We start from the raw sequence: 25462 nt of genomic DNA, 5'->3' as shown, positions 1-25462 counted from the left end.
AGTGCCGGGCATGGCGGCTAGATATCCATATCCTTACCTGTGTAATCCACGAATCTGAAATGGCCGGACGGCTCGGCTCTCTGCCCGATCAGGTCCAGAATCCCTTCGGCACTGGTGCGCGGGTGAAGCGGTGCCTTAGCTCCGCCCATATCCGTAGGCATCCAGCCGGGATGGACGCTGAGCACATGGATGCCGCGGTCCTTCAGCGTGACATGGAGCTTCTGCGTGAACATATTGAGCGCGGTCTTAGAGATCGTATACGGATAGCTGCCCGGGTAAGCATTGGTGATACTGCCTGCCTCTGATGAGATATTAATGATTGAAGCATCCGGCCCTGTCAGCAGAGGTAGAAGGTGCTTGACCACCCGCATCGGCCCGTACAGATTGATGTCCATGGCATGCTGCATCTCTTCCATATCCAGCTCTTCAAGCGGGGTGTCCGTGGCATTCAGCACTGCGGCATTATTGATGATGACGCCGAGTGTCCGGGCCTGCTCTGTCAGGCTGGCGGCAAGTGCTGCTATTCCGGCCTCGTCCGTCACATCAAGCGTTACTAGAGTCAGCTTATCCCCGTGTACTGCCGCCAGATCAGCTAAGGCTGCCTGCCCGCGCATCAGATCCCGTCCCCCGGCAATAACAGCATGTCCACGCTCCAGCGCAGCCGCCGCCAGCTCAAGGCCCAGTCCGCGTCCCGCCCCTGTAATCAGAATATTCATTGTATAATTCCTCCCGTCTGAATTCTATTTGTATTACTGATCCTTATTATTACTGTTATCGTTGTCATTCTCCAGCAGTTCCAGCACTACCTTCAATTCCTTGAACGTATCCAAGTAGGCATACCGTCCGCCGGTATACTCGCCCTTCTGCTGGAGCGGGAATCCCTTGCCTTCGAGCAGCATGATCTTGTCCTTCATGCCTTCGACCACGAACGCAATATGGTGAACCCCTTCCCCGTGCTCATTCAGGTAATCGCGCCAGGTGCTCGGTTCATGATCCGGTTCAATCAGTTCTAACTGCAAGGAGCCCATGTCGAAAAAAGCCAGCTTCGCCCTCGACCCTGTCCCTCCGCCGTTATACTCCGTCCGGGCAATGTCTGCCGTGTCCGTGATGCTGATCTGAGGCTTGTCCAGTCCGAAAAAGTCTGCATACGCCTGACTCACCTTCTCGATATCGTGAACCAGAATCCCAATCTGTGTCATGAAGTGATTTCCAAGTAATCCTGACATTCTGTTCTGCCTCCTTTATCTGCTGACCAGACAACCATACCCAACCTGTGAAAGGGCTGTCAAGTTCTCATAAGGCAGCAAAAGACAAAAGAGAATGCCTTGAAGACATTCTCCTCAGTTATGCTCCGTCTAATAAGCTTAGTGGGCAATAAAAGCCTCGACTTTATAGCCTGATCCGCTGCTGGTTAATGTGGCGTTATAATAGCCCATATTCCCGCCGAGCTTGCATTTGTAGTCCCCGGAGCAGCCGGTGACGAAGAATTTGGTCTTCGTGTACCCCGGATAGATGTTATTCAGCTTCCGGTAGAATTTGTGACCATGATGTGTGAAGATCGCCAGCACCTTCTCTCTGGCTTTTGCCGGAATGGCTGTGAAGAACTTGGAGGTCTCGGCCGCACTGAGCACATGGCTGGAATCCACCGTAATGCCCTGTACCCGGAGCGGCCAGTGGAAATCAATAATATAGAAATACCTGTCATCCAGATTACGCAGCAGATTGAGGCTGGCCGGCGTGAACTGGCCCAGTGCGCAATCCAGCCATACATATCTCACCTTCCCCTGCGTTCCCGGAAAATTCATCTGTCCGGACACCGCCCCCAAGTATTGAGTGAACAACGACCGTGTGCTGGCCTCCCAATTTCCAATAGAAGCCTTGTAAGGGATGCTTCCCAGCGTACTGGTAACGGTGTCCTTGAATTCCTTATAGTACGTCCCGGCGTTATTCCCGTGATCCGCCCCCGCCTGGGTGTTATCTCCCCCGAAGATGATAAACCGTTTGTTCCCGCTGCTCACTGCCTTAGGCAAAAGACTCTTAAAGATGCTCAAGCTGTTACCATATCCCACATGGCTGTCACCAAACACCGCAAACTCAACTGTCTGTGCCTTGATTCTGCGCTTCACTCCGGGTACAGCCTGCCGCTTGGCGCGAAGCACCCGCTTCCGTGCCGGTCTTGCCTGTCTCTTCATCTCGCACCACCCCACCTCATCAAAAATAGCTTCAGAATACATAGTAGTCTCTACTATTTATATGCGGGAGGAATTGGCTGCTCTTGGACCTGTGGAGCCATCCTGATCTGCCCCTCGCAATCAATTCGCCCGTAGCGAAGTGATCTGCTTGGCCAGATACTGCGGTGTATACGGCATATCCTCCCGGAGCCAGGCGATGATGGTACCAATGAGGGCCGCCGAGCCGTACCACACAGCGATGTCCTTCTGTACCGTTACTTCGGAAACGTCATGTGCGGTAACCCTGCTCTCCACCCGTGCAGAAATAATGTCTGCCATCAGTTTAAAAAGCCGGTCGGTAAATATCGTGCTCTTCCGCGACGTAAGTACGATTTTGTAGAATTTGGCGTTCTCTGCAATATGCACAAGCAGGTGCTCCAGCATCGGCCACTTCTCTTGTTGTGCGGCTTCCATAAAGTCTGTATCCTCTCTCACTACTTCCAGAACCTCCTCAGCCATATCATCCGCCATTTTCTCCAGCATATCCGGGATATCCCGGTAATGCAGATAGAAGGTCACACGGTTAATTTGGGCCCGCTGCGCAAGGCGGTTGACGGTAATTTTCTCTATACTCATCTCTTCCATCAGCTCTATTAGAGCCTCTTTAAGAAATTGGCGTGTACGAAGGACACGCGGATCTGTCCGCTCGGCGGGATTCGTCATTTCTGTTCTCTCCAATCTGTGCTGCCCAAGAGCAGGCTACATTTTCAGTCAAAAGTGTCGTTTTTCAACTATATACACTACACATATCCTCAAAGTGTAAACTAATTTACATTTTCACGAAAATCGTTGCTTGATTACATGATATTTTCATTTATAATCTACTTTATACATTGTAAACTATACGACACATTGTAAATTTAGTCCATGAGTTGGCGGTTTGAAAGGATGAAGAATAGTGAGTAACAAGACAGCAAGCAAAGAAGCCCAATCCATTTCCAAGGGACCTATTCTTTTCGTAATGATTCTGGGTGCCTTTCTGGCTACACTAAATCAGACCATCATGAGTGTTGCTACACCGGAGCTGATGCATGACTTCAATATTACGGCGGCCACGGCCCAGTGGCTCACTACCGGCTATATGCTGGTTAACGGTGTGCTGATTCCCATTACGGCCTATCTGATGCAGCGATTCACTACACGGGAGCTTTTCCAGGCCTCGATGTTTATTTTCTTTGCGGGTACCCTTGTATCAGCGCTCGCGGGAAGCTTCCCGGTGCTGCTTACCGGACGGATGATTCAGGCTGCCGGTGCCGGCATTATCATGCCGCTGCTCACCCAGGTTATTTTGACCCTCTTCCCGCGTGAGAAAAGAGGAGCCGCCATGGGGATGGTCGGGCTAGCCATTATCTTTGCCCCGGCTATCGGCCCTACGCTGGCCGGATATATTATGGAACGTTATTCTTGGGAGATGATGTTCTACGGCATGCTTCCACTCACGGTTATGGTCATCGTATGCGGTTTTATTTATCTGAGAAATGTGGCCGAGCGATCTTTTCCCAAAATCGATATTACCAGCGTGATCCTGTCCACCATCGGATTCGGCACCCTGCTCTATGGCTTCAGCCGGGCAGCCAGTGCTGGCTGGTCCAGCGCAGAGGTGCTATTGTCGCTGGCCGCCGGCGCCGTGTCCCTAGGATTATTCATATGGAAGCAGCTCACCTCCGTGAGCCCGCTGCTGGATCTGCGGGCCTTCCAATACAATATGTTCTCCTTGACCACCGTCATCAGTGTGGCGGTTACGATTGTGATGTATGCGGATATGATGCTGCTGCCGCTCTATCTGCAGAATGCCCGCGGCTTCACCGCTATGGAATCCGGCCTGCTGCTGCTGCCCGGCGCGGTGATTATGGGGGCGCTGATGCCGGTCACCGGCAAGCTGTTCGACCGCTTCGGAGCGAAATGGCTCGCCATTATCGGCCTGACGATCACGATTCTGACTACACTCAGCTTCGTGAATCTTACAGACTCGACAAGCTACGGGTATTTGATGCTGATGTCCACCGGCCGCCGGATTGGCATGGCCTTGCTGCTGATGCCGATTCAGACCCTCGGGCTGAATCAGCTGCCCTCCAGGCTGAATTCACATGGTACAGCGATCTCCAATACCGTAAGGCAGGTTGCCGGCGCAGTAGGCACTTCTCTGCTGGTCACCGTGATGACCAGCCGTACCGCCACTCACTTCCAGGAACTCGCAGCCAGCGGCGGAACTGCCGGCGAGAGTCAGAAGCATATGGTAATGGAGGCTTCCATCCAGGGCATCAACGATTCCTATCTGGTTATTGTGGGCATCGGCATTATCGGGCTCTTACTCTCCTTCTTCATTAAGCAGGTGGGTCAAGCCAAGGAACCGGCCCTGAAGCAGCAGACCGTTGTCGCCGAGGAGGTCTGAGGAGAGCACCTGCCTGCTGTGCTATTCCATAGGCTGCTGACAGAAGAAGACCCGCGGAGCGCACTCCACGGGTCTTCTTCTACACCCTCGCATATACGTAGCGCTTATAGTACAATGATATCCTGACTGCTTATTATATTAATAAAAGTAAGAGGTGCCCGTATGGCTATTAATTTCACAAAACCGGTGCTGGATCGTTTAAACCAGGAGATCGCAGAGATGGAAGCCGGTATTACAGAGCTGCAGAAGAAGACCCGCAAGACCAAGCTCAAGATCAACCAGCTGGAAAAAGACTGTAAGCTAAGCCCATCCCCAAGCTCCCTCAGCAGTAAAATGAGCCGTATCACCAAGCTGCAGGCTGAGCTCAAAAAAATCTCCCAGCAGCAGTTAGAGCTGTCCAAGGAGATTAACAAAAAGAAAACGCTGCGCGCCCAGCTGCCTTCTGCGGAGTAATCCCAGACTGCTGCTCCGGCTACATCCAATGCAAGCGGCTGCTTTTATCTTGAGGGGCTTAGCCGGGCACGCATCCAGATTAACAGGTAAATTACGCACATGAAAATCCAAAAATCATTAGCGAATACGCTCTGCTCCAGAACTACGGACAAAAGGATATGGTATGCGCAAGTGAATATCAGCAGTGATACTAACGCTACCGTCATCGTTTTGCCGGATACCTGCTGCGGAAGACTGATTTTGGAAAGAAAATAAGCAGCGGCTACCGCTACAGTGATCGATAATACGATTCTCAGAGTCTGATTCTCCAGCACATCGTGCAAGGTAATAATAGCCGCCAGCATAAGAAAACCTGCAATGACCTGCAACCTGCCTCTGGTCTTCATTTAATCCCTCCTGGATACATGATTAAATCTCTATTTCCTGTTATTTTATCCCACAATATCCCTGTCTGTCTGTGATCTATGACAATTTATCATGCGGAAATTAAATGCAGAAAGAACCAAAGGAACGGATTCCCTTGGTTCTTTGTTATTTCGTTATTTCAGTCTGGCTGATCTGGACTACGGCTGGTTATTCACTGCGCAGGGCAGTCACCGGGTCCTTCTTCGCCGCCATCTTGGCCGGAATAGCTCCGCCCAGCATAGTGAGCAGGACGCTGATGACACCAAGAACGAGCGCGTGGAGCGGATTCAGCTGGGCAACATTTTTCAGCTCCGTCAGGTTGTAGAGGACTGCATTGACAGGGATGGTCAGCAGATAAGTGATGCCGATGCCCAGAATCCCCGAGCATGCTCCGATAATGAAAGTCTCGGCATTGAACACCCGCGTGATATCCTTCTTACGGGCACCCAGTGCACGCAGTACGCCGATCTCCTTCGTACGTTCCATCACGGAGATATACGTAATGATCGCAATCATGATCAGGGAGACCACCAGGGAAATCGCCGCAAAAGCAATCAGCACCATCGTAATCCCGTCCATAATTCCGCCGGAAATGTTGGTGACTATAGCTGCGAGGTCGGTGTACTGTACCTGAGCTTCGGCAGCCTTCCCTTCATTCCACTTATCGAGATAAGCCGTTACAGATTCCTTGGCGCTGAAATCAATCGGATACAGCGAGACTGCGCTTGGAATATCCGTGGCCCCCAGCGCTGCAAGGGCATTCTCCTTCGTCATGGACGACATGCTGGCTGCCGCTGCCATCCCGGCGTTCACTAGCGGCATCTCGCCCATTCCGGTACCGGAGCCTCCGCCTGCGACCCCCTCCGACAGGGCTTGCCCCGTCAATACATTGATATCGGATTTCTCTTGTGCGAGTACAATTTTCGATTTCTGTGCATCTGCAATGAAGGAAGCCGCCAGCTCATCGGAGTAGACCAGGCCGGGCGACAGCGTTGAGATTGTCGACCCCTCCTGTGCGCGCAGCACACCGACAATATTAAGTGTTACTGCCTTAGGGCTGTTGTAGAGGTCATTCAGATTCCCTCCGGTTGCATTGACTACAAACTGTTCACCATTTTGCTTATAATAATCATTGTTCATGACCAGCTTGAGCGGAGTTCCGACCAGATCACTCAGATTGATACTCTTTGCTTTATAATCCAGTCCAAGCGCATTCACTGCTCCATCGGTCAGACGGTTGTACTGATCCACGATCAGCACAAGATCCGTCTTCTCTGTCGGGAATTTCCCCTCCAGCAGATCATAGTATTGCTCCAGATAGCTGCCCGAGGCACTGCCCTGTTTGCTTGGATACGGTGCTACTGTGATCTTGCTTTTATCCAGAACCGACGCCTTGTCCCCATTCTTCACCAGCCAGTTCATATTCACGGTACGGGTGTAAGAGACGCCGTCAATCAGCTTGGGATCGATTCCGTCAAGGTACTCGATATACTCCTTGGTCAGCACGTTCGTGTGGATGGCTGAATTCACCGTAGGGTCGTATGGATACAGCTTTTTCTCAGCCGGATAGGAGGGGAGCTCCGTTGTTTCCTGGCCTGGAGGGCCTGCATTCTGCAAATTCATTGCCGTCTGGTTGATGGAGATCGGGAAGTTGGATAAGGCCCCGGTTTCATAGGAGCTGATCTGTTTGTCGAAGCCATTGGACAGGGACAGGATCAGGGCAATACCAATGATTCCGATACTGGAGGCAAAAGCGGTCAACCCCGTGCGCCATTTCTTGGTGGCAATGTTTTTGCCGGATAATTTGAGGGCTGTGAAAAAGCTCATGCTTGTCTGCTTCAGCTTATACGCACTTGAGGTCTTCTGTGTAGGCAGCGGATTGCTGTCCGAGATCGCATGACCATCCGAGAAGCGGATTACGCGGTCTGCATAGTTCTCTGCCAGCTCAGGATTATGGGTAACCATGATGACGAGCTTATCCTCGGCAATCGACTTGATCAGCTCCATGATCTGCTCACTGGTCTCCGAATCCAAGGCTCCGGTAGGCTCATCGGCCAGGATAATATCCGGATTGTTCGCGAGTGCACGGGCAATCGCCACACGCTGCATCTGTCCGCCTGAGAGCTGGTTCGGCTTTTTGTGCACATGATCCTTAAGTCCGACCTTCTCCAGTACCTCCAGCGCCTTACGGTGCTTCTCGGCTGAAGATACCCCGCTGAGTGTCATCCCCATCTCCACGTTGTCTGTGATGCTTAAGTGCGAGATCAGATTATAACTCTGAAAAATAAAGCCGACACTGTTATTGCGGTACGCATCCCATTCGCTGTCCTTGAAGCGCTCCGTCGATTGGCCGTTAATGATCAGCTCTCCGCTGTCATACTGATCCAGTCCGCCGACGATATTAAGCAGCGTGGTCTTGCCCGAGCCGCTTTGGCCCAGAATCGCAACGAACTCACTTTCTCTGAAATTGAGATTTACTTTATCCAGTGCAACTTGAGTGAATTCGCCGGTCTTATAGCTCTTGGTAATGTTTTTTAATTGCAGCATTGTCCAGTCTCCCTTTCCATTCCTATACTCTTATTCTCTGTAGGTGCGACGCACTTCCTGTCCTGCTGTTCCCCAGTATAATCGTCCAATATAAACTAAACCTAAACTCCCGGTTGAGATTAAGTTGATCTTGATGAGGTATACTTAAAAAAAACCACAGAACATATATACAGGCTATACGTTCTATAACATGGAACCGTTCCAGGAGGAGAATCTATGTTTACTATTCTTGTAGTTGAGGATGACGCCAAGCTGCGGCAGCTCTTCTGTACTGTACTGACCAGACACGGCTACCGCACGGTTCCGGCTGTGAATGGCGAGGATGCGCTGGCGATGCTGGATAAGGAATATATCGATCTGATGATCTGCGATATTATGATGCCCATGATGGACGGCTTCGAGCTGACACGGATGATCCGGGACAACAACAGTCAGCTTCCGGTCCTGATGGTGACGGCGCGGGAGAATTTTGCCGATAAGCAGCAGGGCTTCCTCGTTGGCATTGATGATTATATGGTCAAGCCGGTCAATGTGAATGAGATGCTCCTGCGTGTCGGGGCGCTGCTGCGCCGGGCCAAAATCATCAGCGAACGCAAAATCGAATGGGGAGAAACGGTGCTGGACTATGATGCGTTAACCGTGATTCAGGGGCCTGAGCGCATCGTGCTGCCGCAAAAAGAATTCTATCTCCTCTATAAAATGATCTCTTATCCGAATAAAATTTTCACCAAGCAGCAGCTCATGGATGAAATCTGGGGGATGGACTCCGAGTCGGATGAGCATACGGTGGTGGTTCACATTAACCGGCTGCGGGAGCGTTTCAGGGACAATCCGGATTTTGAAATCGTCACGGTCAGAGGGCTTGGCTATAAGGTGGTGAAGCAGGGATGATTCGGGGAAGAGACAGGGGGCTATGGTGGTATTTCGTCTCAATGGTGTTCGTGATCATTCTGTTCTTTGTCTTCATCCTGGGAGTCATAGCCCTCCTGTATTACCGGCTGGGCAATCATACCAGGGAGCACGGCAATCCGTTTCCGCCCGTTCTGACGATGATACTGTTCAGCCTGGTCGTCGGGACCACGATCACTATTATGGTGGGCAAGAAGATCCTGGCCCCGATTACAGACTTCAGCAGGGCAGCCAAAGAGATTGCAGACGGCAACTTCAATATCTATCTGAATGAGTCCCACCGGATCAATGAGATCAGTGAGGTGGCACATCATTTCAACCTTATGGTTCAGGAGCTTCGCAGCATCGAGACCCTCCGCAATGACTTCGTCGTGAATGTGTCTCACGAATTCAAGACGCCCATTGCAGCAATCGAAGGGTACGCCATGCTGCTGCAGGAAGAGAATCTGAGCAAGGAAGAGCATAACGAATACACCGGAATGATCATTGAAAGCTCACGGCAGCTCTCCAACCTGTCCGGTAACATCCTCAAGATATCCAAGCTGGAGAACCAGGAGATGCTCTCAGAGCTGGCCGAATATCCCCTGGACGAGCAGCTCCGCCAGGCCCTGCTGCTGCTGGAATCCCTCTGGTCCGCCAAGCAGCTGAATCTGGATATTGAGCTGGATGAGCAGCGGTATTATGGCAACGAGGAGCTGATGATGCAGGTGTGGCTTAATGTGCTCGGCAATGCGATCAAGTTCACGCCGGAGGGCGGAACGATCTCGGTCGCGCTCCACTCGGACGGGGCCTGGATCTCGGTGGTCATCGCGGACACCGGCATCGGCATGACCCCGAAGGTGCGCAAGCACATCTTCGAGAAGTTCTACCAGGGCGACCCCGCCCGCGCCGCCGGGGGCAACGGCCTCGGCCTGCCGCTCGCCGCGCGCATCCTCAGCCTGAGTAAAGGCACCATTGAGGTGCGCAGCGAGCCGGGCCAAGGCTCGGCGTTCACGATCAAGCTGCCGGTGGGCGGGGGGTGAGGGTTAGTTGAGGGGTGCGCTCCCTTGCGGCCGCTTATGACGGGATCAGGCGGAATCTGGTGCACTAATGCTCCTCATTTCCGCCTACCCCACTTTCTGCGAATTCAGGGGCACTAATGCCCCTCATCTCCGCCTCGCCGCCGACTTTGCCGGATTCAGGGGCACTTGTGCCCCTCATCTCCACCTCGCCACCGACTTTCTCCGCATTCAGGGGCACTTGTGCCCCTCATTTTCGCTCGCCACCGACTTTCTCCGCATTCAGGGGCACTTGTGCCCCTCATCTCCGCCTCGCCGCCAACTTTGCCGGATTCAGGGGCATTAATGCCCCTCATCTCCGCCTACCATATCTCTGAATCAATGAAACTATGAATCAGCTCGTACCGGCAGACTCGACTACTATCCTGCGCCAAAACGGGTTTAAATTTGCCTTTCTCACATAGAATATTGATATATTTCCTCGCAATCCGCCGATTTACTCCAAGCCCCTCCACCACATCCACCGGCCGAATCATCCCATTCATCCGGCTCGCCATCCGCAAGATGTCGCGCTCTATCCTCGTAAATTGACTGCTCCCCTCCGAACTGGTTTTCAACAAACTTGGGGTTAGCAAAGCTTTCAGCAGGGAGATGGTCTGCTCCGGTGCAGACTCCAGATCATCGTACGGGATGGCGATGACGCGGTATCCGGCAATCTGCAGATACGTCTCCCGGTTCAGCTCTTGACGGTATCTGGTCCGGTCCGTGTTCTGAACATGCGGCCCATATCCCTTGATCTCAATAGCGAACTTAACCTGTCCAGGCTTCCACACAAAATCCACAAAATACGGCCTGCCCCGCCAATCGGCAACCTCGTACTCCGGATGAAGATCATCCAACTTCCCGAAAATCGGCCACCATACCCGCTCCACAAACATTTGCTCCCCATGCCGGTGGCCCCGGTCCAGCCGGTCCAGACGTTCCCCCGTCCTGCATTTCTTATGATATTCCAGCCATCTCTGATGCTCTTCAGCAAATCCCATTTCTCTCTTCCTCCTCTATAAAATCAACTCTCCCCCCGCAAACTGAGCTTGATCATCCCACCTGTCTCCACTCACTTCCGGGGGCGTCAGAACCTAAAGTTACAGGCATATTCACGCACAAAAAATCCCGCACCCAATCAATCAGGGTGCGGGATGTGCTTCATCCGTTTTTCAGATTATAGTACCGGCTTGCTCCCCCCGTCAATAACATACTCCACACATTCAGCCACAGCAATAGCTCAAGCCGGGCCAGAATGCGAGCAGCATAACCAGCAGCTACACTCCCGCCACTACCCTACTTCCCCTCCGCCCAGCACATCCGCTCTGCTCTTACGGCTTCGCCGGACTCAATGGCCTTCTCAATCAGCTTGCCGAGGTATACATCCTGCGAGGCTTCCTCCAGTCCGTAGAAGGCGGGGCCGCCAGCCGCATAGAGGGCCATCTTATCCAGACAGGACGCAATGGCGAGCTCGTCATCGTACAGCCGAGCCGGGGCGAATGGGTTGTTATACAGCCATTGCTCTCCACAAATTATCCCTTGGAGGTAATAGCCTTCGGCATTCTCCTGTTCTCCACGGTTGATGCGCTTCAGCTCCATTTGCAGAGGCACCAGATTCTCCTGCTGGATCAGCACCCGGTTGTCGAAGATCTCCCCGCGCTCTCCGCGCACGCTAAGATGATTCGAGCGCGTCCAGGAGCGGTGCTGGTCCTTGGTGAAATCGTAAATGCCCAGCCGGTCTCCGAAATCCAGCCAGGCCAGATCCCTCTGCAGCGGAATCAGCTTGTCTTCAACCGGAGGGCCGCTGCGGGTTGGTCCGCCAACCCAGCTGGAGTCGAACCGCATCCCCCGGATGACCGCCTCCTCGAACCCGATGCCGAGCATCCTGCGCATCAGGGCTGCCCCATGATACAGATGAGATACCGAGACCGTCGTCTCGGTGATTCTGCCCAGCCTGCCGGAGCGGATCAATGACAGCCGCGCCTCCTGGATCGGATGGTACGGGTACTGCTCTGCGACTTGTATCCAGGCCCCGTGCACAGTCAGCTCCTTATGCAGCTGCTCCAGCTCTTCCAGACTGGAGGCAGGCGGCGTCTCTGTCAGTGCCGGAAGGCCAATCTCGGCCAGCCGGTACAAATAGTTCATTGCCGCCCCGCAGCTGACGGAGACTACTGCGAAATCCGGGTCCTCATTCCGCAGCAGCTCGTCAAGGGAACGGTATGTCTGAACACCCCACGCAGCTTCTATCTCCTGTCCCTGGGCCCGGTCCCTGACTACAAGGCCGCCGATCCGAAACAGGTCCGGCAAGACCCGGGCAATTCGTAAATAATACTGTGCGCGGAATCCTCCTCCGCCGATAATGCTGAAGTTAACGGGCATACCCCTGTCCTCCTTGATGACACATTGATGTTGATGCAGCTCAGCCGCAAATCCCTGCTCTGTCATCGCGGCTTCTATCATCATACTTGTCTCTAGCGGATTATATGTGTCATCATTTGATCAGCTCCGTGGGATTCATGCCGGTGATCTTCTTGAATAGAGTACTGAAATAAGGAATGTTCTTGTAGCCAACCCGCTCCGCCACTTCATAGACCAGCATATTGCGTTCCATGAGCAGCTCCCTGGCCTTCTCAATCCGTACCCGGGTCAGGTAATTGTTGAAGGTCTCCCCGGTAATATTCTTGAAAATAATCGACAAATGATTCCGGGAGATGAACACCTTATCCGACAGATCAGCCAGCGTAAGCTCCTCGGCATAATGCTCATGAATGTAGTTCGTCATGAAATCAACGACCTGCCGGTGCTTACTGCTGCCCTTCCATTGACGGCTGGCACAGATGGCTGTGATTTTGGCGGACAACCAGCTTGCCAGCTGGTCGGGTATGGCCAGGTTGCCGATCTCCTGGGCAATCTGGTCATTGGTGAACAGATCATCGAGCACGAATCCGGACTCATACAGGGAGTAGGTGATAATGCCCCATAGCTCGCTGCCGAGCATCTGCACATAGCTGGCGGAGACCCCTTGCTGCGCTTGCAGCTCGGTAATGTATCCGTATACAAGCTGCTGCGCCTCCGCCTCCTGTGAAGCCTTCATCGCGGCGGCCAGCTTGTAAGAGAACTTCACCGGGAAGAGCACCCCACGGTCCTGCCCGCTGCTGTGGCTCTCCCGGTAGCAGTACACCTCATAGGCCGGACTGATCCGTAAGGCTCCGTGATCCATGGCGCGGAACGCCTCCTCCGTCGATTCTGGAATCTTCGTCCATGTATCCTTCAGTCCTCCAATCCCTATGCGGACTACCAGCCTGAGATACGAGTGGATGCTGTCGACTAGCCGGGTCCCCAGCTCCTCCAGCTGCTGTGTGCATTCTGCCTCGGGGTGAATAATCAGCAAGGCCCGGTAGCTGTTCAGCTCGGTGTATTCCATATTAGCGTAATGCTTGCGCGTAACCTCACAGGCAATGTTACTGACTGCGAAGCGCAGCAGATTCCAGTCCGAGACCGAGAAGGAGCTGGCCCGGTCATCACGGATCAGCTCGATCCCTATGCTTGCATGCCTGCCTTCCAGCCAGTAATGATACGAAGGCGGAAGATGGGAATTGTTCCGGTACGAAGGCTCCAGGGTGCCGACCGCAGCGGACCGGACCCATTCCTTCTCGACAAAAGGCTCATACAGCATCATTTTCAGCTCCAGCTCGCCTTGTCTGATCACCTTCTCCTGCTCTCTGAGCAGCTCTGCAATAACCTTGTGCAGGATCGTTCTAAGCGTAGGCAGACTGATCGGCTTGGAGACATAGTCACTGACCTGAAGCCGGAGGGCTTGTCTGGCATGCTCGAAGTCTGAATAACCGCTTAGAATAATGATTTTGCCCTTGAAGCCCTCGTTCCTTAATTGCTCCATCATCTCCAGGCCGCTCATCACCGGCATATAGATATCTGTGATTACAATGTCCGGGCTGGTTGCCCGGATCATCGCCAGACCGTCCTCCCCGTTCAGCGCCTCACCGGCCCATTCCGCACCCAGCTCCTCCCATGGAATCGCCCGTTTCATCCCCTGAAGTACTTGGCGCTCATCGTCAATAATAGCGATCTTCCACATCATGTCTGCCTCCTTAAGCTTCTCTGGCCCGCAGCAGCCGTCCTCAGCCTTCCTTCGCAGCGAGAGAAGCAGTCAGTATCTGTGCCGGAGCCTCTGTGAGCAGCGGCAGAACAATCTCTACCCGGGTCCCTCCCTCTTCACGTTCACTCAGTGTAACCCCGTAGTCATTTCCGAAATATCCGGCAATCCGCTCTCTCACATTCCGTATGCCATAGCCGCCGGTATGCCGCCTGTGCGTCCGCGCCTCCGGCTGCTTCAGGCCTGCCCCGTTATCATCAATTATAATCTGCAGCGTCTCCTCTACCTTAGTTAAGGAGATCGAGACATGGCCGCTGCGCTGCTTATTGAAGCCGTGTACAATGGAATTCTCCACGAACGGCTGCAGGGTGAGCTTGGGAAGATAAGCCTCCTGAAGCCCCGGTTCCACCTCGATGGTGTACTCCAGACCGTCGCCCCAGCGGAGCTGCTGGATTTCGAGATAACACTGGATATGCTGCAATTCCTCCGATACCATAATGAAGCTTGCCCCGTTGGATAAGCCGATCCTGAACATCTGGCCCATCAGCTCCAGAATCCGGCTCAGCTCATCCTGTCCGGCCTCAATCGCCATCCAGTTGAGCTGGTCCAGCATATTGTAGAGAAAATGGGGATTGATATTGGCCTGCAAGGCCTCAATCTCCGCTTTGCGCTGCTGCTCGTACCGCCGCTCCAGCGACAGGTACAGCTCCTCGATACGCTCGGTCTGCTTGCGGTAGCCGGAGAATAAATAACCGAATTCATTCTCGTAGTCGCTTGGCAGCTCCTCCTTGTGCCCGCCGACTGAATATATTCTCATAGCGCTTACAAGCTGCTTAATGGGCTTGGAGAATTGCCTGCTCAGATAGTGCGTCAATAGCAGGACCAGCAGAATCGCTCCAATTCCGATCAGCCCGATCCATTCCGCCAGCTCCAGACTGCTTGCCGTAATCTGCTTCCAGGAGGTGAACTCAATCAGCGTCCAGATGGAATTATCCATTCTGGAGTAGACCAGCAGCGTATTGCCGGTATCCTTATCGCCGGGAATGTGGACATAGCCGGATTTGTTGCTCTTGAGGTCGATCCATTTCGACCACTCGCTCTGCTCCAGCGTCTCCCCGATGCTCAGAATCTGCTTGCCGGCGCTGTCCGCCATGATCCGGTTCGACCCGGAGGAGTTGCCGGTCAGCAGCGCACGGATTTCCCTGGCTTTAATATGAACGACAAGCACACCGAGATAGTCGTTCTCGTTCATGATTTTCCGGGCGAAGCTAAGCACCGGAATGTCTCCCTGCACACTGGGAATGGAATGTTCTCCCGACCAGGCGAAATCGCTTTTCACCAGATTCCTGGCCCAGGACTGCTTATCCAGATCGCGAATATTCCGGAATTGGATATAGCTCTGGCCGTCGCTCGGCATCGGCTCATCCATATACAGGTCAATCCCCTGAATCAACGGAATGGCATAGGTCAAATTGCCAAGCGCACTCTCAACGCTTACACGCTTGCGGTACCGCTCGAAATCATCCTGCCTGTTCAAGAGAAAGGTCGTCAGCTCGTTGTCCCGGGAGGTGGACAGTGAGATCTGCTCAATCATATCGAGCCGGGTGGTAATCTCATTGTTCAACTCATCCAGCAGCCGCTGCTGATAATGGGAGGTGGTCTGTACAAGGGCCTTGGAGGAGTTGCTGTAGCTGGTCCAAGCCGTTACCGCTATCACCAGAATAATTATAATGGCAAAGCTGTGAAAAAACAGACGGTCGATCCTGTACTTTTTAAAAGGATTGGTCAAGTGATCCCCTTCCTTCGCCTCCGCTTCATACGAAATAAACGGTAAAGCGTCGAATAAGGCCCAGGCGCTTTACCGTTATCGGACGGATGTTTTTTACATCTTATCCCTTTATGCCTGTTGTCGCAATCCCGTCCACGAAATACTTTTGCAGGAAGGTGAACACAAGCGTTGCCGGAACAATAGAGACAAGCGACATGGCCAGAAGCTGGCCCCACTCGGCTGCAGACTGGGAGTCATTAATCATGCGCAGCGCAAGTCCCACCGTGTATTTGTCTACCGTGTTGATGTACAGGAGGTGTCCCAGGAAGTCATCCCAGTTCCACAGGAAGCAGAAGATCGTCACCGTAACGACCGCCGGGAAGGCGAGCGGCATGACCACTCTCCAGAAAATCCCGAACCAGGAGCAGCCGTCGATTTTGGCCGATTCGTCCAGCTCCTTGGGCACGCCGCGGATGAACTGGATCAGCAGGAAGACGAAGAAGCTTCCGCCGGCCCCGCCCGCCAGCAAATGGGGAACGACAAACGGCAAATACGTGTTCACCCAGCCCAGCTGATGGAACAAGGCGTACTGGGGAATGATCAGCACCTGACCAGGCATCATCAGCGTCAGCATCAAAATCGAGAACCAGAATTTCTTCAGCGGAAAATCCAGTCTGGCGAACCCGAAGGCAACCAGCGTACAGGATAACAGCGTTGCGATCAGCACCATAATTTCCAGCCAGAAGGTGTTGAGGTAGAAATCAGTGAACGTATGTCCGGGAACTGAGTTCCAGCCTTTGGTGAAGTTCTCCCACTGCGGGACGGACGGGAAGATTCCCGGTGAACTCAGCTCGGTGCTGTCCTTCAGCGAGGCTCCGATCCACCAGACAATAGGATAGACCATGAGGAAGCTGAAGAGAATCATGAACACATGCCGGAATGCAGGCTTCCAATTCAGAGTTGTCATTTGCGTTTTTTCCCTCCAGTGTCAGTCTCATAGAATACCCAGTACTTCGAGGTGTAAGAGATCAGAAGTGTTGCGGCCACAATGGCGACCAGCATAATCCAGGCCAATGCAGAAGCGTAGCCCAGCTCGTACCGGCTGAAGGCCCGTTCGTACAAATACATGGCATATACATATGTAGCGTTCATCGGTCCGCCATTCGTAATCACGAAGGCCGAGGTGAACATCTGGAAGGCGTTGATCACGGCCATAATCAGGTTGAAGTAGAGAATCGGCGACAGCATAGGCAGTGTAATGCGGAAGAATTGAATGAACCTGTTCGCCCCGTCTACCGAGGAAGCTTCATACAAGTCATTGGGAATCTGCTTCAGCCCTGCCAGGAAGATAACCATGGTGGAGCCGAATTGCCAGACCGTGAGCAGAATCAGTGTGCTAAGCGCGGTGTCCGGGTTGGTAATCCAGCTTTTCCCTTCGATGCCAAAGACGGCAATCAGCTTGTTAAAGATCCCGTCTACCCCGAAGATGTTACGCCAGAGCAGCGATACCCCGATACTGCCTCCGATTAGAGAAGGGAAATAGATCGCTGTGCGGTAGACGCTAATCCCTCTGACCGCTCTGCTGAGTACCATGGCCACGAGCAGGGCCGCAATCAGCTTAAGGGGCACAGAGGCCAGCACATACATGACTGTGACTTTGGCGGATTGAATGAATTTGGGGTCTGCGGTGAAAATCCGTTCGTAATTGCGGGACCCGATCCATTTCATCGGCTGCATCAGGGTGTAGTCGGTAAACGAATAGTACAGGGATAAGAACAACGGATACGCCGTCAGTACCAGGAACCCGATCAGCCAGGGCGAAATAAACAAATAGCCTGCAAGCGGAGCGTTCCACCGGCTTTTGAAATAGGAGCTTTTTTTCGGCGCTGGCGAGGCTTGGGCTAAAGTGGTTGTGGAGCGGTTCATCTGTGGTCACCTCTTGTGGTCAATTTGTATAGCTTAAGTATAGTATTGGCCCACACTTTGGCTAAAGGAGGGCAATGCTCGAATTCTTTCAAAATATAACGATTAATTCGAAAACACGAGTATAACCGCGTTCCAAGTGGAAACGATATTTCAAAAGATAAAGCCCGGAACATCGCTGTCCCGGGCTTCTGTACATAAATTATTTCTCGTAGGATAGCGAGGCTTCCTTCAGCTGCTTGAACGCCTCTTCTGGTGTAGACTTGCCGAAACTGAGCTGGTCGCGGACAAGTACCCAGTCCTTGTCGATGAAGTTCGTCCAGCCGCCGGCTCCGGCCGACCAGGTCTGGCCATCCGGCTCCGTAGCACGGAGCAGAGCCAAGCCTACCTTATCCAGATCGCTCATGTTCGCTTCCAGCAGGGCCGCATTATCCTTGTTGGCCGGCAGACCGCGGAAGGTTTGGGTAATATTGGCCGCTTCAGCATCATTCACGAACCAGTTGATGAATTTCTTGGCTTCTTCAGCATGCTTGGAGTTCTTGGAGACCGCCATGTACATCGACGGCTTCAGCCAGCCTCCGGCCTCTTCGGCACGCGGCATGGTTACAAGTGCGTAGGCTCCCGGCTTAATGCTGTCCCAGGTTCCCAGATTGTTGGAGAAGCTGTAACGGAACAGCACCTTGCCTGCTGCGAGCAGATCCATTTGCGGATCATTTTCCTTATCGGAGGCATTCACATCCGCCGGAGGAACCAGTCCTTCCTTACGCAGCTCTTCGAATTTACGGGTCCAGTCCAGATACGTGGCTTCATCCACGTTGAAATGACCCTCATTCGTGATAACCTGCCCTTTGCCTTTGGCATACTGATACGCCGAGTACATGAAATAGTTACCTGCATAGTCGAGGGTGAAATACTGTCCCTTCGGCAGCTTGGACTTGGATTCCTTCGCTAAGGCGAAGAACTCATCCCAGGTCCAGCCGTTGGCCGGGTTCGCGATGCCCAACTTATCCATAGCCGCTTTATCATATACCATACCGAAGGCTACCGAACCGAGCGGAACAGCGTACTGCTTGCCGTCAAGCTGTCCGCCGGACAGCAGCTTCGTATCGAATTTGCTTACATCCACCTCAGGAGCGAGGTCTGCCAATTGCTGGCGGGCCATCCAGTCCGGCATCCAGCCCGGGTCAAGCTGAACCACATCAGGTGCATTGTTGGCCGCAGCCTGCGTGGATAATTTGTCCAGATAACCGTCCATACCGGAATACTCCGGCTCGAAGGTTACGTTCGGATTGTTCTTCGTGTACAATTCCAGGGCCGCCAAAGTGGCTTCGTGACGCGGCTGGGAGCCCCACCACATAATCCGCAGCTTGACCGGCTCATTGGTGCTTGGTGCATCAGTTGCAGCAGCCGTCGCAGCAGCATTGGTGCTGGCAGGTGCTTCTGTAGCCCCTCCTGCATTGTTTACTTTATTCCCTCCGCCGCCGCAGGCAGCCAGTGTACCTAATATCGCTGTCATCGCCAGGACCGAAAGAGAACGCTTCCATTTCAACATCTTTAACCCTCCTGTATACATCTGTATTCTCTTGCTACATTGCTATAGTAACAATATGGAATTGAAGTTCATAGGAGAGCAATGCACGAATTCTTATAAAATCTTACGAATATGCCTTCCTGCAGACAGTCCAAAAACGTTCAAGGGCTGCTCCGCTATCCTAAGATAGGGAAACAGCCCTGAGTGTCAACTCTGCGTTACTTATTTCATCATACTGGCGGCAATGCCGATAAGCTCGTCTTTCGTTAGCTCCGTATTCTCCTGGCCGGCGATCACAGAATAGATAACCTTTGCACCCGGATCAGACCAAACTAACTCGTACTTAAATCCCAAGTCAAGCTCCTTGTTGCCGGAGTCATCCGAAAAAATAGCTTGTCTGCCTTTGATCTCTATATTCTCCATCTTTGTATGTTCACTCCACGAGAGCTTATCAGCCGGGTTTTGGTAGTCATCCACACGTGAGACACCGATTCTCACCTGAACCTCCCCTTTCTTGTATACCAGTGAGGAATACGGGTAGTCAATGTTCTCCGCCTTCTCCACTCTCCAGGCCAACTGGAAGTTGTCTCCCAGGTCTCTCTCGTTTCCGCCTTTAAGCTCCTGCACATCCGGAACTTTTAAGAAAAAAGGCTTGATGATTGCCTCATGCAGGGCATATCCTTCCGGCAGATACGCCGGCTGCTCCAGGATCGGAGCGTTGTGCTCCTCTACACTGGTCTTATAGGCGGTATAGTCCTTGAACGTGAGGGGCGGGCGATACATATTCATACTCCCCTCTCCCTCGTCACCTTCACGTGTAATTAAATAGGTGGCATACTCTCCGGGAAGCAGCAGCTCCTTCATGAGTGCTGCCCCCTTTGAATATTTCTGGTTATAGAGAATACTCAGCTTCTGGTTGGCTTCATGCTCAATACCCGGCTGTGCTTCCGGGATATAAGGCTTCAAGGGTTCTTTCGCCTTCTCAATCAGCGTTCCGCCGGAAGCCGTCGCCGGAAGCGGCTGATAAGGAAGCACCTTATATTGGGCTCCGGCCCCTTGCCGGACTTCACCCGAACTCTGGGCTTCAGCTCCTTGCTGGAGTTTGCCGGAGAACTGGGTATAGCCGCCGCCCAGCAAGACCAGTGCCAGGACCGCCGCCGCCCAGCCCTTCACCGGAATCCGCTTCTGTCTCCGCCCGGTTCTTGTTTCCATTCTGCGCATTACTTTTGGTGCCTCTCCGCTTGGCGGAAGGGTCTGAAGCAGGGTCTCGTCTTCTTCAGCAGTCAATGCCCCCTCAAGCCCGAGCGCCTTCATTACTGGTTCATGAACATCAACGGTGTTCCAATGTGCTGAACGGTCTCCCTCCTTCAGAAACTGCTCCTCTGGAGTTAATTCACGCTTGCCCATAATTGTTTCTCCTTTCTCTCAATCGCTTTTTTAAGTTTTTCCCTGGTCCGTTCATATCTTTTGCGTACGGTAGCCGTACTCACACCCAGAATTTCACTGATTTCCGCAAATGATTTATCTTCATAAATCCGCAGGATCAATAAATTCCGGTCCTCCACATCCAGCTTCCCCAGAGCAGCCGAGACCGGCTCGCTGAACAGGCGGTTCTGGGCTATTTGCTCTGCACTTTTCTCCGTAACCTCCTGCCGGAGCAGTTTCCGCACCTGCTGCTGGAATTTCTGCCGCCGCAGCAGGTTCAGGCAGTGATGATAAGCAATTTTGTAGAGCCATGAGGTGAAATCTGCCTGAGGCTTGTACTGCCCGATATTCTGGTAGGCCTTGATCAGGATGTCCTGTACCGCATCTTCCGCATCTTCCTTGTTATTCAGCAAGCGGTAACAATAGAGGTAAATCCGTTGCTGGTACAGCCTGATCACATCCGAGTACAGGCCTCCTTCCCCGTCTTGTATCCTTCTAATTTTCTCTTCAATAGGGTCCACGATAATCTCCTTTCTGCAAATCATATAGATATAACACATGAGCCGTATGTAATGTGACAATTATCTTTTCCCGGCTCCACAGCAAAAAAAGAGACCCACAGATGAATTCTGTTGATCTCTCCGTTGCAGAACCTATGAACCTAAGGCTTCCTAAAACCGTCTGTCTGTCTACTCTACTCTACTCTACTCTACTCTACTCCAGCTCGACCGTCTGATTCAGATTCAGCTTGTCAGTGTCCTGGCCGGTCATCCGTTTGAACATGTATACTGCCTTCTCGGCCAGGTTGCCGCTCTTCCAGTATTCAGCCGCTTCGGCATGGACTTTAATCAGAATGACATTCGGGTCATCATAGCTTGTCTTCAGGAACGCCTCGTACCCTGCACTCCAAAACTCTTTTTTCTTACTTACATCGGTTACAATCTCGGCCGTTCCACGGATGGAGACATAGGACTTGTCGGCATACACGACATTGACGCGCGGGTCATACAGTATCTCCCCGAACTTGCTCGTATCCTTCTTGGTCAGGAACCACAAGTCTCCGTCGAATTCAACCTCCTGTGTCTTCATAGGCCGGGAGACCAGCCCTTCCTCCGAAATCGTGGTAAGCATAGCCATATCAATACCCTTGATCAGCTTGCGGACCGTCTCAACGGCTTCCTCGTGACTATGGTGTGTAGTTGACATCTTAACCGCCTCTTTTCTTCCGGGATAGGGAATAGGTTATCCAAATGCATAGCATTTATTAACCAGAAACGGCGAAGCATTACCGGATGCCGGTGAAAACCGGGAAATCAGCAGCGTACATGTTTGCGTTTGAAGCCGGTCCGTCCTTTGCCGACAGCCTTCATAATATTATCGTAAGCGCTGATGAGCTTGCTCTTCGGCTTGTCCTTGTCCACCTCGACCGGACCCACCCGCTCCGCCGTCTCACATGCCAGATCATGCAGCGGTAAATAGGACACGGCTACGGTATACATAAAATTGTTCATAGAGTACCGGGTACGCTCCGGGGAGTCATGAATGGTCCTACCTACAAGCTCCAGCATCCCGGCCAGCTTGTCGCGCTGGAACTCCTGATCGGGGCGGCTTCCCAGCAGCCAGCAGTAACAGCTCCAGCCTGCAGACATTCTAAGGTCCTCTCCGCTCCTGATCCACTCATCCGCCACCTGCTGGGCAATATCTGCTTCAGCCAAGGTTACAGCCACCACGAAATCAGACAGCATATAGAAATAAGCCCCGTCCATCCAGCGGTTATAGTCCGCTTCTGTCATCCCGTTCGGGTCGGCAATGATCCCGGCAAAATACATCGCATCATAATTACCTGTAGCATACAGCTCCTCAGCCAGCGCCTGATCGATCTTGGTTTGCTTGAAGATCGGCTTCATTGCACCGGTAGCCACACCAAAGAGCGGCTCCCGTGCGCCGTTTGCGGTATACATCTTCTTGGTCCGTTCCTTGCCAAGCGCTTCAAGCTCCTGCATCACTTGTTCTGCATTCATTGAACGTTCCTCCTTTTAGCTACCTCTCGTCTTCCGCCGGAATATCTGGCAGCAGCGGACGGCCCTCAGGGTAGGCATTTTGATTCAGCTGGTCGCCAATCCACGCTTTGCCGTCCTCACCGGTTTCTTTTTTCCAGATGGGGACGATTTGCTTGATCCGCTCAATCACGTATTCATTCGCTTCATAGGCAGCCTTACGGTGGGGCGAGGAGACTGCGATGACCACTGCAATGTCGGTAATCTCAAGCTTACCTATCCGGTGGGTGACTGCAACCTTCGTATCCGGCCAGCGCTCCAGCACTTCCTGCCCGATGCGCTTCAGCTGCGTTACAGCCATGGACGGGTATGCTTCATATTCAAGATACAAGGTTTTCTTCCCCTGTGTGAACTCACGCACCGTCCCAATGAATAAGGTAATCGCCCCGGCTTCTCTGCGCAGAACTTTATCGGATACCTCAGCGGGTATAATTGCGGACTCTGTAATTTCAAATAACGAATGGCCCATTCGCTCACTTCCCTTCGATAGATGCAGCAGCCAGCTCTTCCGATTATAACACTACTCCGTTGTTTATCTGTCATCTGCTGATTTATCCAGTAGAAGGATAAGTTATTGAGTGAAACATATAAATTCTTATATTTTCAAAAAAACTGCCCCAAGTTGGAGCAGCCTGTTGATCCTCTCAGCAATCCCTCAGCCTTAGCACCATTCATTCGTGACGCCTCATCACGTAAATACTTCATCCGGGCATCATATTCCATACGTGTAGCGGCATCCTGACTCAGGAACTCGAGCGTATCCATTGCTTTTTTCAACATCGGTTCATTCATGGTCAGCACCTCCCAGTTTGGTTGTTCAACACCCTTGAGGAATAATAGCCAGTTGATCAGACCACCAGTTAATGGAACGGCCTGCTCCTCGAGCTTCGTTAATTCCATCACATGAATCTCAAGATCGTTATTAAGAGAAATTCCAGTGTGATCTTCCCGAAGATGAAACACATTATGATGACGGTCATTCGGCAGACAGGAGTAGTTCAGTATATTGATCATCGTCGCCTTTTTGAATTTGGTGGTAATACATCTCACTCCAGTAGAAAAGCGTCCGCTTCTCCATATTGTATGGATTGAACAGCTGCATTTCGATGTTGATCCGTTTGCCCTCAGCCGTCTTGGCCTTGATGTCCAGAATAGACTGTTTTTCTGCGATTATATCATGGCAGAACTACTCGTTGTAGACAAAGCCAGCCCATTTGGGCCTCATATACTGCTATTCTGTCCCCAAAGCTCTATAAAACATACAGCCAAGACAATGCGCTCTCTCGTGTTACTTCGGAACGGCTGTCCGCCCCGGAGGGACGCGGCATGACAAGCTGCCGGTCTGCCGCGCTGACTACGCCGCTTCACTACTCCGCTACTCCGCTTCAAGAATGTACCGGTTCCACCGCTGCTGCCAGGCCACATCCTGCCAGAACGGATGATGCGGCGCACAGTTGGAGCACAGCGTCATGCCCCAGAAGCCCAGCGCCATCCCCTTACGCAGCGCATACTCGGCAATGAACTTCCCGACCGGGCCTTCCTCGAAGCCTGCAAGCAGCGGGGTATAGCCGACATAGCCTTCGCCGATCACTACCGGCAGGCCCGAATGTACCGCCCATTCCTGCGCTTCTTCCAGGCGCATGTCCGCTTTTTGCAGCATCGCCAGCTTATGGGCTCCGTAGCGGTCATATAGATAGAGATCCCATAGATCAGGGTCGGCCCAATCATGCAGATAGATCAGCTTCATCCCGACCGGATTGCCCTCCATCCGCCACTCCTGCCCTGCGGGCAGGGTCCATTCTCCGAAGGGTGGGGCATCTTCCCTCAGCATAGACCGGACAAAGGTATTCGGAAAAGGCACCCCCTCATCATTCAACCCCGCTGCGTCCATAAGCTCATTCAGCACGCCTTTGATATAGAGATGATAGTGAGCCACCTGTAAATTACGGGCTACATATGCCTTCGGATAAGCTTCGTTCAGTGTATAGCTGGCTGTGATCAGAACATCAGGATGCTGTTCGCGGAGATACCCTACCGCTTCCTCGATATAAGGCTGCATGGCCTCCACCAGCCTGGGCGTATCCGCTGCGCCGATTCCCTGCACGGTACCCACGGCGGTAAGCTGCCCGAATTCCACTTCATTATGCAGCTCGGCATAAACAATTCGATCAGCGAAGCCTTCCCCCTTGACATACCGGATGAGCTGGTCCATCGACCGGGCCAGGGCCATGAACCGCTCTGCGGGAGCAATTGCTGCCAGCTCATCACGCAGTGCGGGATAGGCCAGGAAGCTGGGGCTCTGCTGATATTCCCAGGAAGACAGCATAATATAGAGTCCGTGCGCCTTGGCCTGCCTGAACAGCTCCAGCAGATGCGCATGCCCGTCCAGCTCGGCACCGCCGCGACAGTTGTACCAGCGGGTACGCTGGCCCACTTCCCCCAGACTGCCGAAGTGCAGCGGTCCGGGGCGTTTGCCTTCCGCTGTGAATAACAGGAACGGCATGGCGCAGATCCGGATGGTGTTATATCCTCTGTCGGCTGCCTCCTTGCATCTTGCCGCCAGATCATGATAAGGCTCGCCCGGCAAGGTCATGGTGTACCAGGAGAAATCCCACATGGTAAGAGTAAGCTTGCGGGGCAATCTGTTCAGCACTGCATCCATACTGT

General features: G+C 52.8%; 24 protein-coding genes and 1 pseudogene. 4 read left to right on the top strand and 21 right to left on the bottom strand.

Going from position 1 to position 25462, the window contains the following annotated elements; translation table 11 throughout:
- Window positions 1-17 precede the first annotated feature (17 nt).
- From NST26_RS07465 to NST26_RS07450, 4 genes are all read right to left on the bottom strand, one after another.
- The gene (locus NST26_RS07465) at window positions 18-716 is read right to left on the bottom strand and encodes an SDR family NAD(P)-dependent oxidoreductase (RefSeq protein WP_340955118.1); all 699 of its coding nucleotides are present in this window, start codon (window positions 714-716) and stop codon (window positions 18-20) included.
- A gap of 33 nt (window positions 717-749) precedes the next feature.
- Window positions 750-1226, bottom strand: coding sequence for a VOC family protein (locus NST26_RS07460; protein ID WP_339254656.1), 477 nt, complete (start codon window positions 1224-1226; stop codon window positions 750-752).
- A 138-nt stretch (window positions 1227-1364) separates the two neighbouring features.
- Complete coding sequence (locus NST26_RS07455; RefSeq protein ID WP_340955119.1) at window positions 1365-2192, bottom strand: metallophosphoesterase family protein; 828 nt, start codon at window positions 2190-2192, stop codon at window positions 1365-1367.
- A gap of 120 nt (window positions 2193-2312) precedes the next feature.
- Window positions 2313-2894, bottom strand: coding sequence for a TetR/AcrR family transcriptional regulator (locus tag NST26_RS07450; protein WP_340955120.1), 582 nt, complete (start codon window positions 2892-2894; stop codon window positions 2313-2315).
- A gap of 298 nt (window positions 2895-3192) precedes the next feature.
- Between NST26_RS07450 and NST26_RS07445 the strand changes: the two genes are divergently transcribed.
- Together NST26_RS07445 and NST26_RS07440 are read left to right on the top strand one after the other, a co-directional pair.
- Window positions 3193-4623 carry a DHA2 family efflux MFS transporter permease subunit gene (locus NST26_RS07445; RefSeq protein ID WP_340958130.1) on the top strand — a complete coding sequence of 477 codons (1431 nt, stop codon included), beginning with the start codon at window positions 3193-3195 and terminating at the stop codon, window positions 4621-4623.
- 162 nt (window positions 4624-4785) lie between these two features.
- Complete coding sequence (locus NST26_RS07440) at window positions 4786-5076, top strand: hypothetical protein (RefSeq protein ID WP_340955121.1); 291 nt, start codon at window positions 4786-4788, stop codon at window positions 5074-5076.
- Window positions 5077-5120: 44 nt separating this feature from the next.
- On the opposite strand, the gene NST26_RS07435 is transcribed toward NST26_RS07440, so the two are convergent.
- Both NST26_RS07435 and NST26_RS07430 read right to left on the bottom strand, forming a co-directional pair.
- Window positions 5121-5462 carry a hypothetical protein gene (locus tag NST26_RS07435; protein WP_340955123.1) on the bottom strand — a complete coding sequence of 114 codons (342 nt, stop codon included), beginning with the start codon at window positions 5460-5462 and terminating at the stop codon, window positions 5121-5123.
- 187 nt (window positions 5463-5649) lie between these two features.
- Window positions 5650-8028 (bottom strand): ABC transporter ATP-binding protein/permease, encoded by a 2379-nt coding sequence (locus tag NST26_RS07430; RefSeq protein WP_340955126.1) that lies wholly within the window; start codon window positions 8026-8028, stop codon window positions 5650-5652.
- Window positions 8029-8244: 216 nt separating this feature from the next.
- Here NST26_RS07430 and NST26_RS07425 point away from each other — a divergent pair, with 216 nt between their 5' ends.
- Both NST26_RS07425 and NST26_RS07420 read left to right on the top strand, forming a co-directional pair.
- Window positions 8245-8919, top strand: a complete 675-nt coding sequence (locus NST26_RS07425) for a response regulator transcription factor (RefSeq protein WP_340955128.1) — start codon at window positions 8245-8247, stop codon at window positions 8917-8919.
- The gene (locus NST26_RS07420) at window positions 8916-9959 is read left to right on the top strand and encodes a HAMP domain-containing sensor histidine kinase (RefSeq protein WP_340955130.1); all 1044 of its coding nucleotides are present in this window, start codon (window positions 8916-8918) and stop codon (window positions 9957-9959) included. Before NST26_RS07425 ends, NST26_RS07420 begins: the two co-directional genes overlap by 4 nt.
- Window positions 9960-10023: 64 nt before the next feature.
- Here NST26_RS07420 and NST26_RS07415 read toward each other — a convergent pair whose 3' ends face one another.
- The 15 genes and pseudogenes from NST26_RS07415 to NST26_RS07345 form a co-directional block, all read right to left on the bottom strand.
- Window positions 10024-10176, bottom strand: coding sequence for a hypothetical protein (locus tag NST26_RS07415; RefSeq protein WP_340955131.1), 153 nt, complete (start codon window positions 10174-10176; stop codon window positions 10024-10026).
- Window positions 10177-10297: 121 nt separating this feature from the next.
- Window positions 10298-10978 (bottom strand): hypothetical protein, encoded by a 681-nt coding sequence (locus NST26_RS07410; RefSeq protein WP_340955132.1) that lies wholly within the window; start codon window positions 10976-10978, stop codon window positions 10298-10300.
- Window positions 10979-11273: 295 nt separating this feature from the next.
- Window positions 11274-12356: a Gfo/Idh/MocA family protein gene (locus NST26_RS07405; protein WP_340955133.1), complete on the bottom strand. Its 1083-nt coding sequence runs from the start codon at window positions 12354-12356 to the stop codon at window positions 11274-11276.
- A 112-nt stretch (window positions 12357-12468) separates the two neighbouring features.
- On the bottom strand, window positions 12469-14073 hold the full coding sequence (locus NST26_RS07400) for a response regulator transcription factor (protein WP_036725823.1): 1605 nt from the start codon (window positions 14071-14073) through the stop codon (window positions 12469-12471).
- Window positions 14074-14116: 43 nt separating this feature from the next.
- On the bottom strand, window positions 14117-15880 hold the full coding sequence (locus NST26_RS07395) for a sensor histidine kinase (protein WP_051478050.1): 1764 nt from the start codon (window positions 15878-15880) through the stop codon (window positions 14117-14119).
- Between the two features lie 100 nt (window positions 15881-15980).
- Window positions 15981-16826, bottom strand: a complete 846-nt coding sequence (locus NST26_RS07390) for a carbohydrate ABC transporter permease (RefSeq protein ID WP_076076492.1) — start codon at window positions 16824-16826, stop codon at window positions 15981-15983.
- A complete protein-coding gene (locus NST26_RS07385; RefSeq protein ID WP_036725828.1) occupies window positions 16823-17785 on the bottom strand; it encodes a carbohydrate ABC transporter permease in 963 nt (320 codons plus the stop codon). The genes NST26_RS07390 and NST26_RS07385 overlap by 4 nt, the downstream gene beginning before the upstream one ends.
- A 199-nt stretch (window positions 17786-17984) precedes the next feature.
- Window positions 17985-19334, bottom strand: coding sequence for an ABC transporter substrate-binding protein (locus NST26_RS07380; protein ID WP_076076497.1), 1350 nt, complete (start codon window positions 19332-19334; stop codon window positions 17985-17987).
- A 201-nt stretch (window positions 19335-19535) separates the two neighbouring features.
- A complete protein-coding gene (locus tag NST26_RS07375) occupies window positions 19536-20720 on the bottom strand; it encodes a hypothetical protein (protein WP_340955137.1) in 1185 nt (394 codons plus the stop codon).
- On the bottom strand, window positions 20702-21259 hold the full coding sequence (locus tag NST26_RS07370; RefSeq protein WP_235191889.1) for an RNA polymerase sigma factor: 558 nt from the start codon (window positions 21257-21259) through the stop codon (window positions 20702-20704). Before NST26_RS07370 ends, NST26_RS07375 begins: the two co-directional genes overlap by 19 nt.
- A gap of 193 nt (window positions 21260-21452) precedes the next feature.
- The gene (locus NST26_RS07365; RefSeq protein WP_036725832.1) at window positions 21453-21944 is read right to left on the bottom strand and encodes a pyridoxamine 5'-phosphate oxidase family protein; all 492 of its coding nucleotides are present in this window, start codon (window positions 21942-21944) and stop codon (window positions 21453-21455) included.
- 107 nt (window positions 21945-22051) lie between these two features.
- Window positions 22052-22759 carry a DNA alkylation repair protein gene (locus NST26_RS07360; RefSeq protein ID WP_340978976.1) on the bottom strand — a complete coding sequence of 236 codons (708 nt, stop codon included), beginning with the start codon at window positions 22757-22759 and terminating at the stop codon, window positions 22052-22054.
- Between the two features lie 19 nt (window positions 22760-22778).
- Window positions 22779-23264, bottom strand: coding sequence for a molybdenum cofactor biosynthesis protein MoaE (locus NST26_RS07355; RefSeq protein WP_036725835.1), 486 nt, complete (start codon window positions 23262-23264; stop codon window positions 22779-22781).
- A 170-nt stretch (window positions 23265-23434) separates the two neighbouring features.
- Window positions 23435-23972: pseudogene (locus NST26_RS07350) on the bottom strand (Rpn family recombination-promoting nuclease/putative transposase); the annotation flags it as partial.
- A 198-nt stretch (window positions 23973-24170) separates the two neighbouring features.
- Complete coding sequence (locus tag NST26_RS07345; protein ID WP_340958131.1) at window positions 24171-25457, bottom strand: cellulase-like family protein; 1287 nt, start codon at window positions 25455-25457, stop codon at window positions 24171-24173.
- Between the last annotated feature and the right edge of the window lie 5 nt (window positions 25458-25462).

Origin of the sequence: Paenibacillus sp. FSL R7-0128 (assembly GCF_038002245.1) — a bacterium.
In the GTDB taxonomy this organism is placed as follows: domain Bacteria; phylum Bacillota; class Bacilli; order Paenibacillales; family Paenibacillaceae; genus Paenibacillus_AQ; species Paenibacillus_AQ silagei.
This window is presented reverse-complemented; position numbering and strand designations above follow the sequence as displayed.

Coding starts and splice junctions, on each gene's coding strand:
- NST26_RS07425 (WP_340955128.1), top strand. CDS start 8,245: ATGTTTACTATTCTTGTAGTTGAGGATGACGCCAAGCTGCGGCAGCTC.
- NST26_RS07410 (WP_340955132.1), bottom strand. CDS start 10,978: ATGGGATTTGCTGAAGAGCATCAGAGATGGCTGGAATATCATAAGAAA.
- NST26_RS07435 (WP_340955123.1), bottom strand. CDS start 5,462: ATGAAGACCAGAGGCAGGTTGCAGGTCATTGCAGGTTTTCTTATGCTG.
- NST26_RS07390 (WP_076076492.1), bottom strand. CDS start 16,826: ATGACAACTCTGAATTGGAAGCCTGCATTCCGGCATGTGTTCATGATT.
- NST26_RS07450 (WP_340955120.1), bottom strand. CDS start 2,894: ATGACGAATCCCGCCGAGCGGACAGATCCGCGTGTCCTTCGTACACGC.
- NST26_RS07375 (WP_340955137.1), bottom strand. CDS start 20,720: ATGGGCAAGCGTGAATTAACTCCAGAGGAGCAGTTTCTGAAGGAGGGA.
- NST26_RS07445 (WP_340958130.1), top strand. CDS start 3,193: ATGATTCTGGGTGCCTTTCTGGCTACACTAAATCAGACCATCATGAGT.
- NST26_RS07430 (WP_340955126.1), bottom strand. CDS start 8,028: ATGCTGCAATTAAAAAACATTACCAAGAGCTATAAGACCGGCGAATTC.
- NST26_RS07455 (WP_340955119.1), bottom strand. CDS start 2,192: ATGAAGAGACAGGCAAGACCGGCACGGAAGCGGGTGCTTCGCGCCAAG.
- NST26_RS07460 (WP_339254656.1), bottom strand. CDS start 1,226: ATGTCAGGATTACTTGGAAATCACTTCATGACACAGATTGGGATTCTG.
- NST26_RS07360 (WP_340978976.1), bottom strand. CDS start 22,759: ATGAATGCAGAACAAGTGATGCAGGAGCTTGAAGCGCTTGGCAAGGAA.
- NST26_RS07465 (WP_340955118.1), bottom strand. CDS start 716: ATGAATATTCTGATTACAGGGGCGGGACGCGGACTGGGCCTTGAGCTG.
- NST26_RS07365 (WP_036725832.1), bottom strand. CDS start 21,944: ATGTCAACTACACACCATAGTCACGAGGAAGCCGTTGAGACGGTCCGC.
- NST26_RS07380 (WP_076076497.1), bottom strand. CDS start 19,334: ATGTTGAAATGGAAGCGTTCTCTTTCGGTCCTGGCGATGACAGCGATA.
- NST26_RS07400 (WP_036725823.1), bottom strand. CDS start 14,073: ATGTGGAAGATCGCTATTATTGACGATGAGCGCCAAGTACTTCAGGGG.
- NST26_RS07405 (WP_340955133.1), bottom strand. CDS start 12,356: ATGCCCGTTAACTTCAGCATTATCGGCGGAGGAGGATTCCGCGCACAG.
- NST26_RS07355 (WP_036725835.1), bottom strand. CDS start 23,264: ATGGGCCATTCGTTATTTGAAATTACAGAGTCCGCAATTATACCCGCT.
- NST26_RS07345 (WP_340958131.1), bottom strand. CDS start 25,457: ATGGATGCAGTGCTGAACAGATTGCCCCGCAAGCTTACTCTTACCATG.
- NST26_RS07440 (WP_340955121.1), top strand. CDS start 4,786: ATGGCTATTAATTTCACAAAACCGGTGCTGGATCGTTTAAACCAGGAG.
- NST26_RS07385 (WP_036725828.1), bottom strand. CDS start 17,785: ATGAACCGCTCCACAACCACTTTAGCCCAAGCCTCGCCAGCGCCGAAA.
- NST26_RS07420 (WP_340955130.1), top strand. CDS start 8,916: ATGATTCGGGGAAGAGACAGGGGGCTATGGTGGTATTTCGTCTCAATG.